This is a genomic window from Streptomyces aureocirculatus (assembly GCF_000720475.1).
In the GTDB taxonomy this organism is placed as follows: domain Bacteria; phylum Actinomycetota; class Actinomycetes; order Streptomycetales; family Streptomycetaceae; genus Streptomyces; species Streptomyces aureocirculatus.
Genome location: NZ_JOAP01000014.1, coordinates 148,306 through 161,626, shown reverse-complemented (window position 1 = coordinate 161,626; position 13,321 = coordinate 148,306). Strand labels below are relative to the sequence as shown.

At 70.0% G+C, this 13,321-nt stretch carries 15 protein-coding genes; 2 read left to right on the top strand and 13 right to left on the bottom strand.

The window, feature by feature from the left end:
* The 8 genes from IG78_RS0115150 to IG78_RS0115110 form a co-directional block, all read right to left on the bottom strand.
* Positions 1–366, bottom strand: a 366-nt coding sequence (locus tag IG78_RS0115150; RefSeq protein WP_030563243.1) for a histidine kinase, incomplete at its 3' end; no start/stop codon positions are given.
* A 193-nt stretch (positions 367–559) separates the two neighbouring features.
* Positions 560–1,285, bottom strand: coding sequence for a potassium-transporting ATPase subunit C (locus IG78_RS0115145; protein WP_030563241.1), 726 nt, complete (start codon positions 1,283–1,285; stop codon positions 560–562).
* 22 nt (positions 1,286–1,307) lie between these two features.
* Positions 1,308–3,425, bottom strand: coding sequence for a potassium-transporting ATPase subunit KdpB (gene kdpB / locus IG78_RS0115140; protein ID WP_030563239.1), 2,118 nt, complete (start codon positions 3,423–3,425; stop codon positions 1,308–1,310).
* Between the two features lie 65 nt (positions 3,426–3,490).
* A complete protein-coding gene (gene kdpA, locus IG78_RS0115135) occupies positions 3,491–5,155 on the bottom strand; it encodes a potassium-transporting ATPase subunit KdpA (RefSeq protein ID WP_030563237.1) in 1,665 nt (554 codons plus the stop codon).
* A gap of 8 nt (positions 5,156–5,163) precedes the next feature.
* On the bottom strand, positions 5,164–5,253 hold the full coding sequence (gene kdpF, locus IG78_RS44915) for a K(+)-transporting ATPase subunit F (protein ID WP_033264828.1): 90 nt from the start codon (positions 5,251–5,253) through the stop codon (positions 5,164–5,166).
* A gap of 371 nt (positions 5,254–5,624) precedes the next feature.
* Positions 5,625–6,404, bottom strand: coding sequence for a DUF3710 domain-containing protein (locus IG78_RS0115120; RefSeq protein WP_030563235.1), 780 nt, complete (start codon positions 6,402–6,404; stop codon positions 5,625–5,627).
* Between the two features lies 1 nt (position 6,405).
* Entirely contained in the window at positions 6,406–6,912 is a 507-nt protein-coding gene (gene dut, locus IG78_RS0115115) for a dUTP diphosphatase (RefSeq protein ID WP_037685368.1), read from the bottom strand.
* Between the two features lie 20 nt (positions 6,913–6,932).
* The gene (locus IG78_RS0115110) at positions 6,933–7,517 is read right to left on the bottom strand and encodes a PaaI family thioesterase (RefSeq protein ID WP_030563231.1); all 585 of its coding nucleotides are present in this window, start codon (positions 7,515–7,517) and stop codon (positions 6,933–6,935) included.
* Between the two features lie 58 nt (positions 7,518–7,575).
* On the opposite strand from IG78_RS0115110, the gene IG78_RS0115105 reads away from it, so the two are divergent.
* Positions 7,576–8,022, top strand: a complete 447-nt coding sequence (locus IG78_RS0115105; protein ID WP_030563229.1) for a DUF3093 domain-containing protein — start codon at positions 7,576–7,578, stop codon at positions 8,020–8,022.
* A gap of 61 nt (positions 8,023–8,083) precedes the next feature.
* Here IG78_RS0115105 and IG78_RS0115100 read toward each other — a convergent pair whose 3' ends face one another.
* From IG78_RS0115100 to IG78_RS0115085, 4 genes are all read right to left on the bottom strand, one after another.
* On the bottom strand, positions 8,084–9,166 hold the full coding sequence (locus IG78_RS0115100; RefSeq protein ID WP_037685339.1) for a hypothetical protein: 1,083 nt from the start codon (positions 9,164–9,166) through the stop codon (positions 8,084–8,086).
* Positions 9,167–9,179: 13 nt separating this feature from the next.
* Positions 9,180–9,476, bottom strand: a complete 297-nt coding sequence (locus tag IG78_RS0115095) for a DUF4193 domain-containing protein (protein WP_003951337.1) — start codon at positions 9,474–9,476, stop codon at positions 9,180–9,182.
* A 393-nt stretch (positions 9,477–9,869) separates the two neighbouring features.
* Positions 9,870–11,102, bottom strand: a complete 1,233-nt coding sequence (locus tag IG78_RS0115090) for a sensor histidine kinase (RefSeq protein ID WP_030563225.1) — start codon at positions 11,100–11,102, stop codon at positions 9,870–9,872.
* Positions 11,103–11,106: 4 nt separating this feature from the next.
* On the bottom strand, positions 11,107–11,760 hold the full coding sequence (locus IG78_RS0115085; protein WP_030563223.1) for a response regulator transcription factor: 654 nt from the start codon (positions 11,758–11,760) through the stop codon (positions 11,107–11,109).
* Between the two features lie 318 nt (positions 11,761–12,078).
* Here IG78_RS0115085 and IG78_RS50130 point away from each other — a divergent pair, with 318 nt between their 5' ends.
* On the top strand, positions 12,079–12,252 hold the full coding sequence (locus IG78_RS50130) for a hypothetical protein (protein ID WP_169749693.1): 174 nt from the start codon (positions 12,079–12,081) through the stop codon (positions 12,250–12,252).
* A 195-nt stretch (positions 12,253–12,447) separates the two neighbouring features.
* Here the strand turns inward: IG78_RS50130 and IG78_RS0115075 are convergent, their stop codons facing one another.
* Complete coding sequence (locus IG78_RS0115075; RefSeq protein ID WP_078964989.1) at positions 12,448–13,290, bottom strand: inositol monophosphatase family protein; 843 nt, start codon at positions 13,288–13,290, stop codon at positions 12,448–12,450.
* Between the last annotated feature and the right edge of the window lie 31 nt (positions 13,291–13,321).

Sequence of the window (13,321 nt, the reverse complement as noted above, 5' to 3'; positions counted from 1 at the left end):
CGTCGATATGACATCGACGCCCGCCTCCAGCAGCTCCTCGACGTCCTGCCAGCGCTTGGCGTTGCGCGAACCCGGCACGTTCGTGTGCGCCAGCTCGTCGACGAGGGCGACGGCGGGGGTGCGGCGCAGGACCGCGTCGACGTCCATCTCCGTGAACGAGGAGCCGCGGTATTCGAGCTCCTTGCGGGTCACCTGCTCCAGGCCGTGCAGCATCACTTCCGTGCGCGGGCGGTTGTGGTGCTCCACGAAGGCCACGACACAGTCGGTACCGCGTTCGGTACGCCGGTGCGCCTCGGACAGCATCGCGTACGTCTTGCCGACGCCCGGTGCCGCACCGAGGTAGATCCGTAGCTTGCCGCGTGCCATGGCCTCATTGTCTTCCCGAAACTGCTGTGTACGCAGAGTCGACCTTACGGCCAAGATTCACGGCAAAGCGGACGAGGTGGACCTTCTCGGAGCTCTTTGACACATCCCTGATGCCCCCCGGGCGGGCATGGAGAAGGCCCGTGCCGGTTCGGGGGGCGAACCGGCACGGGCCGCGCGACGGCGGGACAGGGGGTCAGCCCTTGTCGGCCGCCAGGTGCCGCAGGTCGATGTTGAGCTTCAGGACGTTCACGCGCGGCTCGCCGATGAAGCCGAGGATCCGTTCGTCGGTGTTGTCCTCGACCAGCTTCGTCACGCTCGCGACGTCCAGGCCGTTGCGCTCGGCGACCCGGTGGACCTGGAGCTTCGCGTACTTCGGGGAGATGTGCGGGTCCAGGCCCGAGCCCGAGGACGTGACGGCATCGGCCGGGATGTCCGCGGGCCGCACCGTGTGCCCGGCCGTCGAGTTGTCCTTGATGACGGCGTTCCGTGCGGCCAGGACCTGGGCGCACAGCCCTTCCTTCGCCTCGGGGTCGCAGACCTCCTTCTTGCCGCCGTCGGTCTTCTTCGCCCCGGAGTCACCCGCCAGGTTGGTCGCGCCGGACAGGATCAGCTTGTACCGGGTGTTGATGACATTGGTGCCGAGTCCGTTGGAGGGCCGGGGCTGGAACCACTTGAGGTCCGGGGCCGGGGTCTCCTGGCCCTTCCTCAGCGGCAGGTCGTAGCGCTGCCCGATGAGCGCGGAGCCGACGACCCTGCCGCCGTCCTCGATCTCGGAGCCGTTGGCCTTGTCCGGGAACAGGGCCTGGGCGGCGCCGGTCACCGCGAGCGGATAGAGCACGCCGCAGAGCACGGTGAGCACGATCAGGGCCCGCAGTCCGGCACCGAGCAACCGTGCGGTGTTACCTACGGAGTTGTTCATGACGGTCAGCACGCTTTCTGGGTCAACGCAGGCCGGGGATGAGGGAGATCAGCAGGTCGATGATCTTGATGCCGATGAACGGGGCGACAAGGCCGCCGAGCCCGTAGACGCCGAGGTTGCGCCGCAGCATCCGGTCCGCGCTCATCGGCCGGTACCGCACGCCCTTCAGGGCCAGGGGTACGAGGGCCACGATGATCAGCGCGTTGAAGATGACGGCCGACAGGATCGCGGACTTGGGGCTGGACAGGTCCATGATGTTGAGCTTGTCCAGGCCCGGATACACCACGGCGAACATGGCCGGGATGATCGCGAAGTACTTCGCGACGTCGTTGGCGATCGAGAAGGTGGTCAATGCGCCACGGGTGATCAACAGTTGCTTGCCGATCTCGACGATCTCGATCAACTTGGTGGGGTCGGAATCAAGGTCCACCATGTTCCCGGCCTCCTTGGCGGCCGAGGTGCCGGTGTTCATGGCCACGCCGACGTCGGCCTGCGCGAGCGCCGGGGCGTCGTTGGTGCCGTCACCCGTCATCGCGACGAGCTTGCCGCCGGCCTGTTCCCGCTTGATGAGCGCCATCTTGTCCTCGGGCGTGGCCTCCGCGAGGAAGTCGTCCACGCCCGCCTCGTCGGCGATCGCCTTGGCCGTCAGCGGGTTGTCACCCGTGATCATGACGGTCTTGATGCCCATGCGGCGCAGTTCGTCGAACCGCTCCCGCATGCCCTCCTTGACGACGTCCTTGAGGTGGATGACGCCCAGGACCCGGGCGCCTTCGGCGTCCTCCAGGGCTACGAGCAGCGGCGTGCCGCCCGCCTGCGAGATCTCGTCGGTGAGTTCCTGGGCCTCGGCCGTGACCGTGCCGCCGCGCTCCTCGACCCAGGCGACGACCGATCCCGTCGCGCCCTTGCGGACCTTGCGCCCGTCGACGTCCACACCCGACATGCGGGTCTGGGCGGTGAAGGCGATCCACTCGGCGTCCACGAGCTCGCCCTGGTGACGTTCGCGCAGGCCGTACTTCTCCTTGGCGAGCACCACGACGGAGCGGCCCTCGGGGGTCTCGTCGGCCAGCGAGGAGAGCTGGGCGGCGTCGGCGACCTCGGCCGCGGTGGTGCCGCGCACCGGCACGAACTCGGCGGCGCGGCGGTTGCCCAGGGTGATGGTGCCGGTCTTGTCCAGGAGCAGCGTGGAGACGTCGCCCGCGGCCTCGACGGCCCGTCCGGACATGGCGAGCACATTGCGCTGCACCAGGCGGTCCATGCCCGCGATGCCGATCGCGGAGAGCAGCGCGCCGATGGTCGTGGGAATCAGACAGACCAGGAGCGCGGTGAGCACGATCATCGACTGCTCGGCGCCCGCGTACACCGCGAACGGCTGCAGCGTGACGACGGCGAGCAAGAAGACGATGGTCAGCGAGGCGAGCAGGATGTTCAGGGCGATCTCGTTGGGCGTCTTCTGCCGGGCCGCGCCCTCGACGAGGTTGATCATCCGGTCGATGAAGGTCTCGCCCGGCTTCGTCGTGATTTTGATGACGACGCGGTCGGAGAGGACCTTCGTACCGCCGGTGACCGCCGAGCGGTCGCCGCCGGACTCGCGGATGACCGGCGCGGACTCCCCCGTGATCGCCGACTCGTCGACGCTCGCGACGCCCTCGACGACGTCGCCGTCACCGGGGATGACGTCACCGGCCTCGCAGACGACGAGGTCGCCGATGCGCAGCTCGGTGCCGGGCACCCGCTCCTCGCTCGTGCCGACGACGCGGCGCGCCACCGTGTCCGTCTTGGCCTTGCGCAGCGTGTCGGCCTGGGCCTTGCCGCGGCCCTCGGCGACGGCTTCCGCGAGGTTCGCGAAGACCGTGGTCGCCCACAGCCACCCGGTGATCGCCCAGCCGAACCAGTCGCCGGGGTCGGTGCAGGCGAGCACGGTGGTGAGCACCGAGCCGATCAGGACAACGAACATCACGGGGGCCTTGACCATCACCCGCGGGTCGAGCTTGCGCAGGGCGTCCGGGAAGGACTTCAGGAGCTGCCCGGGGTCGAAGAGACCGCCGCCGACCTTGCCGCCGTCCGGCGGGTGGCCGCCGGGCACGTCCTGGTGGGGCGCGCGCGTGGAGGTGGCCGGGGAGGCCGTGGGGGCTTGGGACATGGAGCCGGGCTCCTCTTGCTTCCTGGTGTCGGTCTTTCGGGGGCCGGCCCCACTGGTGCCGGTGGTCATGACGCGAGCCCCTCGGCCAGCGGCCCGAGCGCGAGCGCCGGGAAGTACGTCAGACCGGTGATGATCATGAGGGTTCCGACCAGCAACCCGCTGAACAGCGGCTTCTCCGTACGGAGCGTGCCGACCGTGGCCGGGACCGGCTTCTGCGCGGCGAGCGACCCGGCGAGCGCGAGGACGAACACCATCGGCAGGAACCGGCCGAGGAGCATGGCGAGGCCGATCGTGGTGTTGAACCACGGGGTGTCCGCGCTCAGCCCCGCGAAGGCCGAGCCGTTGTTGTTGGCGCCGGAGGTGAAGGCGTACAGGACTTCGGAGAAGCCGTGGGCCCCGTTGTTGAGCAGGGAGTCCTTCGGCGTGGACAGCGCCATCGAGGCGCCGGTGAAGCCGAGCACGAGCGCGGGGGTGACGAGGATGTAGCAGGCCGCGAGCTTGATCTCGCGGGTGCCGATCTTCTTGCCGAGGTACTCGGGCGTACGGCCCACCATCAGGCCCGCGATGAAGACCGCGATGATCGCCATGATGAGCATGCCGTAGAGCCCGGACCCGACGCCGCCCGGCGCGATCTCGCCGAGCTGCATGCCCAGCATCGTGATGCCGCCGCCGAAGCCGGTGTACGAGGAGTGGAAGGAGTTCACGGCGCCGGTGGAGGTGAGCGTGGTGCTCGTCGCGAAGAGCGAGGAACCGCCGATGCCGAAGCGGGTCTCCTTGCCCTCCATCGCGCCGCCCGCCAGGTCGAACGCCGGGCCGCCGTGGTGGAACTCGGTCCACATCATCAGCGCGGTGAAGCCGATCCAGATCGTCGCCATCGTGACGAGGATCGCGTAGCCCTGCCGGACCGAGCCGACCATCCTGCCGAAGGTCCGGGTCAGGGCGAACGGGATGACGAGGATGAGGAAGATCTCGAAGAGGTTCGAGATCGGGTTGGGGTTCTCGAACGGGTGGGCCGAGTTGGCGTTGAAGTAGCCGCCGCCGTTCGTGCCCAGCTCCTTGATGGCCTCCTGCGAGGCCACCGCGCCGCCGTTCCACTGCTGCTCGCCGCCCATGAACTGGCCGACCTCGTGGATGCCGGAGAAGTTCTGCAGGGCACCGCAGGCGACGAGCACCAGCGCGGCGACCACGGAGATCGGGATCAGGATGCGGACGACACCGCGCACCAGGTCGGCCCAGAAGTTGCCGAGCTCTCCCGTGCGGGAGCGGGCGAAGCCGCGTACGAGGGCGACGGCCACGGCGATGCCGACGGCCGCCGAGACGAAGTTCTGCACCGCGAGGCCGCCGGTCTGCACGACGTGGCCCATGGCCTGCTCGCCGGAGTACGACTGCCAGTTGGTGTTGGCGACGAAGGAGGCCGCCGTGTTGAACGCCTGGTCGGGGTCGATGGCCTTGAAGCCGAGCGAGCCGGGCAGTGAGCCCTGGAGGCGTTGCAGCAGATAGAGGAACAGCATCCCGGCCAGCGAGAAGGCGAGGACTCCGCGCAGATAGGCGGGCCACCGCATCTCGGTGTTCGGGTTGGCGCCGATGCCCTTGTAGATCCACTTCTCGACGCGCAGATGCTTGTCGGAGGAGTAGACCCGGGCCATGTGATCGCCCAGGGGGCGGTATGCGAGGGCCAGCGCGGCAATGAGCGCAAGGAGCTGGAGCACCCCAGCGAGGACCGGACTCATGGGGTGGCTCAGAACCTCTCAGGGAACACGAGGGCGAGGACGAGATAGCCGAGCAGGGCGACGGCCACGACGAGTCCGACGATGTTTTCGGCGGTCACAGCTTCGTCACCCCCTTGGCGACGAGTGCCACAAGGGCGAACACCGCGATCGTGGTGACGACGAAGGCCACATCGGCCATCGTGTGCTCCTAGATGAGATTCGGAAGTGCTGACGAGTCGAGGAAACCGCCTCGTTGGCGTATTTCGATCGCTGTTGACGCCTCCCATACGGGGACAGGCAGCGCATTGACGACTCTCTTACGCATCCCGTTTCATCTGGTTTCTACGTGTTTCCTCCGCAAGGTGTGCGTGGCGGGCCAGGTGGGTGCGCGGGGCACGAGGTGCGGGTGTGCGCAGCCGAAAAAAACCGGTGGGCCGCACCCCGTCAGGGAGTGCGGCCCACCGGCTCGCGAAAAGAAAGCTGAGCGGCGTCAGCGGACCTCGGTGATCTCAGGGCCGCGCGCGAGCTGGCCCATGCCGCCGGAGAACCGCGAGGTCTCCTGGTCCTCCTGCTGCACACCGCCCTCGGCGACCATCTGCGCGTCGTCGGGAAGCTTCAGGACGATCGGGTCGCGCGGGGCCATCGGGCCGTCGCCGCGGACCACGACCGTGTCCCGGAAGATCTGCTCGAGCAGGCCCGCGGCCTGCGGCTGCACGGCCCCCTGGCCGGAGATGACACCGCGCAGGAACCACCGCGGGCCGTCCACGCCCACGAACCGGACCACCTGGAAGCCGCCCGTGCCGTCCGGCAACTGCACCGGCACCTGCGCCCGCAGCTCCCAGCCGAGCGTGCCCTCGACCTCGTCGATGACACCGCCCTGCTGCGTGATGCCGGAGGCGATCTCCTCACGGACCTCGCCCCAGATGCCCTCGCGCTTGGGGGCGGCGAAGCCCTGCAACTGGATGGCGCTGTCCTGGAGCACGACGGTGGCCGCGACGATCGCGTCACCGGCGACCTCCACCCGCAGCTCCATGCCCTCGACCCCCGGCACGAAGAGGCCGCCCAGGTCCACCCGGCCCTCGCCGGGCTCACGGACCTCGGAGATGTCCCAGGGACCATCGGGACGCGGCTCCGGCTCCAGGCGCACGCGCTGCGACTCGCCTTCGCCCTCCGCACCCTCGGCGTCCTCGTTCACGGTGCCGTCGACGACCTGCTCGGCCTCGCCCGCCGCGTCCTCGGCGGCACTGCTCTTCTTGCGACGTCCGAACACGTCACTGTCCTTCCCGGTCGGATACGACCGATGCGTATCGATTCCCACCCGTTTGTTCACCCGCGCTTGCGCCCACGGCGGCATGGCCTCCGGTGGACCCGAATCCCCCCTCGGCCCGCACCGAGCCGGGAAGCTCCGCCACCTCCTGGAAGCGGACCTTCTCGACCTGCTGGACGACCAGTTGGGCAATCCGGTCGAAGCGCTCGAACCGCACGCTCTCGCGCGGGTCGAGATTCACCACGATCACCTTGATCTCCCCACGGTACCCGGCATCAATCGTCCCCGGGGCATTCACCATGGCGACACCGCAGCGGGCGGCGAGGCCGGAGCGGGGGTGCACGAAGGCCGCGTACCCCTCGGGCAGCGCGATGGCCACCCCGGTCGGCAGCACGGCACGCTCACCGGGCGCGAGTTCGCAGGGCTCGGTCGTGCGCACATCGGCGCCGGCGTCACCGGGTTGTGCGTACGCCGGCAGCGGTACGTCGGGGTCGACGCGCCGGATCAGCACGTCCAAAGGAGCAGGGTGGGTCACGGGTTCACCTCGAAGGCGCGGGCGCGCCGGATCTGGTCCGGGTCGTTCATGGCCGCACGGATCTCCTGCGGGCGGCCGTTGTCGATGAAGTGGTCCACCTTCACCTCGATGAAGAGGGCGTCGGCACGCACGGCGACGGGACCGTCGGGACCGCCTGTTCGCCCGGTGGCCGTCGAGTAGATCTTGCGCCCGGCGACGGCGGTGACCTCGGCCTCCAGGTACAGGACCGTGCCGACGGGCACCGGCCGCACGAAGTCGGTCTCGAGCCGCCCGGTCACCGCGGTCACCCGCAGCAGCCAGTTCAGGGAGCCGAGCGTCTCGTCGAGCGCGGCGGCGAGCACACCGCCGTGCGCGAGCCCCGGAGCGCCCTGGTGCGCCTCGCGCACCGTGAACTCGGCGGTGATGGCGACGCCTTCACCGGCCCGCGCCGCCAGGTGCAGCCCGTGGACCTGGCCTTCCCCGCAGCCGAAACAGTGCTCGTAGTGCGCGCCGATGAGCTCGCCGGGCGCGGGCGCGTCCGGGTGGCGGACGGGAGGTATGGCGTCCGCCGGGGGCGTCAGAGCTGCTGATGTACCACTCACAGGCGCAGACCTTACCTCCGCGTCAGCGACCGTCGCGCACCATGCCAAGCTTGGCTTCATGCAGCCTTACGAAGAACGCCTGACCGCGCCCCGTTCGTGGTGGCTCGTCTCGGTCCTCGTCGGTCTCGCGGCGGCCCTGACGATGCTCCCGTTCGGCACCCTGCCGCTCCTCGGCGGCCTGGTCGGCGGTACGGCCCTGGCGGCGGTCCTCACCAGCGCGTACGGCTCGGTACGGATCCGGGTCGTCGCCGGGTCCCTGGTCGCGGGGGACGCGAAGATCCCGGTGACGGCCCTGGGCGAGGCCGAGCCCCTGGACGAGGCCGAGGCCCGCGCCTGGCGCTCCCACAAGGCGGACCCGCGCGCGTTCATGGTGCTGCGCAGCTACATCCCCACGGCGCTGCGGGTGGAGGTCACGGATCCCGAGGATCCGACGCCGTACGTCTATGTGTCGACGCGTCATCCGGAGGCCTTGGCGGCGGCCCTGAACGCGGTCCGCACGGCCTAGCCGCCCGTTCCACGGCCCCGCCCGTCCCACGGCCCAGGCGTCGGCTGTCCGTCGTCGGCTGTCAGCTACCGAGTTCCTTGCGTTTCCCGGCCGTCCCTCGCAGCGTCTTGCCCAGGGGCAGCGGGTCGAGAGGGGTCTCCATGGGCGGCAGGTCCGCGAGGGCGTCCCACGGCACCTGCGTCCGGCGCAGGTCGCTGCGCACGCGCTCGGCGAGCTTCTTGGTGTCCCTGCGGTTCATCACCGCGCCCACCGCCGCGCCCACCATGAAGGGCATCAGGTTCGGCAGGTTGCGGACCATGCGCTTCATGATCTGCTGGCGCAGTTCCCGCTTCAGTTGGCTGCCGAGGGCGGCGTTCATCGACGAGGGCTTCGCCACGTCGATCCCGCGCTCCTCGGTCCAGGCACGCAGATACGCCGTGCTGCGCTCCTTGAGGTTCCCTTCGGGCCTGCGGCCGTAGACCTCGTGCAGCTCGGCGATCAGCTTCAGCTCTATGGCCGCGACGCCGGTGATCTCGGCGGCCAGTTCGGCGGGCATCGCGGGCGGCACGGGCAGCATCGCCGCCGCGCCGACTCCGGCGCCCACCGTGGACGTCGCGTTCGCCGCGCCGGCGATGAGTTTGTCCGCGAGCTGCTCGGGGCCGAGGCCCGGGAACTGCTTGCGGAGGGTCGCCAGGTCGCGGACCGGGACCCGCGGGGCGTTGTCGATGATCCGGTCGGCGAGATAGCCGATGCCGGCCTTGGCACCGCGCCCACCGCGGCGCACCCCGTTCTTCAGTCCGTTCGTGACGGCGGCGAGCCGCTGGGCCCTGGTCGAAAGCCCTTGGCCGTCCGCCGCCGCGCCGTCCCCGTTCTTGGTGTTCTCGGTGTTCTCGGTGTTCTCCGTGCTCTCCGGGCCGGCCGCTGCTTCACGGCCGGGCCTGTCCGGCAGGTCCACGGCGGAGCCGTGCACCGGCGCGGGGACCGCCTTGTACGCCGCCTCAGCGGCCTGTGGCGTCCCCGCGGCACCATCGCCCCGCTCTGCCGCGGCGGCCGACTCGAGCGAGGCCTCAGGGCCCCGCCCGGCGTCCGTCGCGCCCTCGGGCGCATCCGCGTCCGCTTCCCGGTCCCGGAAGCGGCGCTTCCAAGGCGGGGTCGAGCCTGTCACGGCCGACCCCTCCTCAGTCGCAGTCGCGGCAGATCGGCTGGCCGTTCTTCTCCCTGGCCAGTTGGCTGCGGTGGTGCACGAGGAAGCAGCTCATGCACGTGAACTCGTCCTGCTGCTTGGGGAGCACGCGCACGGCGAGCTCCTCGTTGGACAGGTCCGCGCCCGGCAGCTCCAGGCCTTCCGCGGCCTCGAACTCGTCGACGTCGACGGTCGACGTGGACTTGTCGTTCCGCCGGGCCTTCAGTTCCTCGATGCTGTCCTCGTTGAGATCATCATCGGTCTTGCGTGGGGTGTCGTAGTCCGTTGCCATGTCGCTCTCCCCCTCTGGGTGTCTGCGGTGTCTCAGCGCACGTAACGCGTGAGAGGCCGGACTTGTGCCCGACCTGAGGCGGAGATTTTGCCTCACATCAAGGTCTGTTACTCAATCGACACCCAACCGCACCCCTGAAGAGGTGATCGGTTTGGATGGCGATCGGGACCGTACACGGTCCGAATGTCGCACTTCACGGGCGCCACCCCGTGTACTTCCCGTGATCAAGACCCCTGAAAACCCGCATTTTCCCGGCTTTCCGGCGACTTCAACGGTCACGGAGAGTAGATGGCAAGAAATTCGCTCCTGTGATCGATCACACAGGAATCTCCGAGGACCAGGTCCCGAAAATTCCGCTCAAAGCGAACATCCTGCCGCTTCCGCGGAAGCATCTCAGATCGGCAGGGTGACTCGCATCACGAGGCCACCCCCCTCGCGCGGCTCCGCGATGATACGGCCCCCGTGGGCCCGCGCCACCGACCGGGCGATGGACAGGCCGAGACCCACGCCCTTGTCGCTCCCGGTGCGCTCCGTGCGGAGCCTGCGGAAAGGCTCGAAAAGGCTGTCGATCTCGTACGCCGGGACGACGGGACCGGTGTTGGTCACCACGAGGACGGCCTGCCCGTGCTGAGCCTCCGTGGTCACCTCGACCCAGCCCCCCTCCTTCTGGTTGTAGCGCACCGCGTTCTGTACGAGGTTCAGCGCGATGCGCTCCAGGAGGACGCCATTGCCCTGCACCACCGCGGGGCCCCGCTCACCGCGGATCTCGACGCCCTTCTCCTCGGCCTCGGAGCGCGCCTGGTCGACGGCCTGGCCCGCCACCTCGGCGAGGTCCACGGGCTTGCGCTCCACTATCTGGTTGTCGCTGCGGGCGAGCAGGAGCAGGCCCTCCACGAGCTGCTCGCTGCGCTCGTTGGTGGCGAGGAGCGTCTTGCCGAGCTGCTGCAGCTCCACGGGCGCGCCGGGGTCGGACAGGTGTACTTCAAGGAGCGTGCGGTTGATCGCGAGCGGGGTGCGCAGTTCGTGCGAGGCGTTGCCCACGAAGCGCTGCTGGGCGGTGAAGGCTCGCTCGAGGCGGTCCAGCATCTCGTCGAAGGTGTCCGAAAGCTCCTTCAACTCGTCGTCGGGCCCGTCCAGTTCGATACGGCGGCTCAGATCCGTGCCGGCCACCCTGCGGGCCGTGCGCGTGATGCGGCCGAGCGGGGACAGGACGCGGCCCGCCATCGCGTACCCGAAGGCGAAGGCGATCACCGCGAGTCCGAGCAGGGCCAGCAGGGAGCGGCTCAGGAGGTTGTCCAGGGCGTGCTGGCGCCGGGTGTTGACGCAGTCGTTCATCGCCTGGTTGAAGTCGCTGGGCGAGGCCTGGCCGGGAAGGTTGCAGACCTCGCTCGTCACCTTGCCCGAGACGATCTTGAACGGCAGCTCGCTGCCCACGTTCAGCGCCTGTGCCGCGAGCAGGTAGATGATCGAGAGCAGCAGGATGCCCGCGATCAGGAACATGCCGCCGTACAGCAGCGTGAGCCGTATGCGGATGGTCGGGCGCAGCCACGGGAAGGGCGGCTCGACCTTGCGCGGGTCCCAGGTGGGCTTCGGGGGCGCCGCCGGAGGCGCGGGGGTCGCGGCCACCGGCTCAGATCCGGTAGCCGGAGCCCGGCACGGTCACGATGACGGCGGGCTCGCCGAGCTTGCGGCGCAGGGTCATGACCGTGACGCGGACGACGTTGGTGAACGGGTCCGTGTTCTCGTCCCAGGCCTTCTCCAGGAGCTGCTCGGCGGAGACCACCGCGCCCTCGCTGCGCAGCAGCACCTCAAGGACGGCGAACTCCTTGGGCGCGAGCTGGATCTCCCTGCCCTCCCGGAAGACCTCGCGGCGGTTCGGGTCGAGCTTGATGCCGGCGCGCTCGAGGACGGGCGGCAGCGGCACGCTGGTGCGCCGCCCCAGGGCGCGCACGCGGGCCGTGAGCTCGCTGAACGCGAACGGCTTGGGGAGATAGTCGTCGGCGCCGATCTCCAGGCCCTCGACGCGGTCGCTGACGTCGCCGGACGCGGTCAGCATCAGCACGCGCGTGGGCATGCCGAGCTCGACGATTTTGCGGCAGACGTCGTCGCCGTGGACGACCGGCAGGTCACGGTCCAGGACGACCACGTCGTAGTCGTTCACGCCGATGCGCTCCAGGGCGGCCGCACCGTCGTACACGACGTCGACTGCCATGGCCTCCCGGCGCAGTCCGGTGGCCACCGCATCGGCGAGCAGTTGCTCGTCCTCGACGACGAGTACGCGCACGTCGCTTGTCCTTCCTCTGTGCCCCGCGCGCAGCCACGGCGGGGCAGGTCTTCTACGTTGAGTGAGGGCTCCATCCTGCCCCTTTCGGCCATAAACCGGCTGTAAGGCGGTCTGGGGCCCCGGGAATGCGGGATTTTCTGGTCCGGTTGAGGTTTCCGTGGGACAGGGCGGGGGGAGGACGGCCTTACACCCCGCGATCACGCTTCGTATGTGGCACGCCACGACCTGCTTCACGCAGCGGGCGCCGGACGTGATCGCCCCTTCTCCACGGCACACCCCCGTGCCACCGACCCACGACCCAGCCGAGGGGGCGCAACCATGGACGCATTCACCGCAGGTCTCCTGCAGCGCATAAAGACCACGGAGTCCGACCTCACGCGGGCCCGCGAGACAGGCGACGAGTTCCTGGCAGAGGTCGAACTGGCCGAGCTGGAGGACCTGCACCGCCTGGCGGCCGAGCACGGCGTGGAGGTCGCCGCCCTGACCTCCTGACCGGGACGTCTCCAGCGTCCGGTCGCATTCGCTCGTGACAGGGCCCCGGCACCTCGCTCAAGGTGCCGGGGCCCTGTCATGTGCGGTGGCCGGGTGCGGTCGGGCGGGTCCGGTCGGGCGGGTCCGGTCGGGCGGGTCCGGTCGCCGGGTGCCGTCATGTGCGGTGACCGTGTGGGTGGCCGAGGCGGGCCCGTCTCAGTCGTGCCAGGCTCCGAGGCCGTCGAGGAGGCTCTGGAGCGGCTCGAAGAGGCCGGGCGGGCCCGCTACCGTCAGCTCGCCCGACAGGGGCTCTCCGGGGCGTCCACCGGTGCGGGCGCCCGCCTCCCGGGCGATGAGGTCGCCGGCCGCGAAGTCCCAGGGGTTCAGGCCCCGTTCGTAGTACGCGTCCAGGCGGCCCGCCGCCACGTCGCACAGGTCGATGGCCGCGGAGCCGCCGCGCCGGATGTCCCGTACCCGCGGCAGCAACTGCGCGACGACCTCGGCCTGGCGGACCCGCCGCTCGGCGATGTACCCGAAGCCCGTGCCGACGAGGGCCTGCTCGAACGGGGGTGCCGTGCGGACCCGCAGGGGTGTGTCACCGACGTACGCGCCCTGGCCGAGCACCGCGCGGAACGTCTCGCCGCGCACGGGCGCGTGCACGACGCCGACGAAGGTCTCGCCGTCCTTGCGGGCCGCGATGGACACCGCCCAGTCCGGGCGCCCGTACAGGTAGTTCACCGTGCCGTCGATGGGGTCGATGACCCACTGGACACCGCTGGTGCCCTCGTGGTTCGCGCCCTCCTCGCCGAGGACGCCGTCGCCGGGCCTGCGCTCGGCGAAGAAGTCCGTGATCAGCTTCTCCGAGGCGAGGTCCATCTCGGTGACGACGTCGACGGCGCTGCTCTTGGTGGCGGCGACGCCCAGATCGGCCGGGCGGCCGTCGCGCAGCAGGTCACCGGCGCGGTCGGCGGCCTCCAGGGCGACGGCGAGCAGTTCGGCCTTGAGCTGGTCCTGCCGTTGGTGGTCCTGTCGTTGGTCCTGCCGGGCGGGGTCGGTCACGGTGCTCCTTGGTCGTGCGGGGCGCGCGCCT

What these genes read in the sequence shown, in the direction of transcription:
- IG78_RS0115145 (WP_030563241.1), bottom strand. Translation starts at nt 1,285, where the DNA reads ATGAACAACTCCGTAGGTAACACCGCACGGTTGCTCGGTGCCGGACTG.
- kdpB (WP_030563239.1), bottom strand. Translation starts at nt 3,425, where the DNA reads ATGTCCCAAGCCCCCACGGCCTCCCCGGCCACCTCCACGCGCGCGCCC.
- kdpA (WP_030563237.1), bottom strand. Translation starts at nt 5,155, where the DNA reads ATGAGTCCGGTCCTCGCTGGGGTGCTCCAGCTCCTTGCGCTCATTGCC.
- IG78_RS0115105 (WP_030563229.1), top strand. Translation starts at nt 7,576, where the DNA reads ATGCAGCCTTACGAAGAACGCCTGACCGCGCCCCGTTCGTGGTGGCTC.
- IG78_RS0115095 (WP_003951337.1), bottom strand. Translation starts at nt 9,476, where the DNA reads ATGGCAACGGACTACGACACCCCACGCAAGACCGATGATGATCTCAAC.
- IG78_RS50130 (WP_169749693.1), top strand. Translation starts at nt 12,079, where the DNA reads ATGGACGCATTCACCGCAGGTCTCCTGCAGCGCATAAAGACCACGGAG.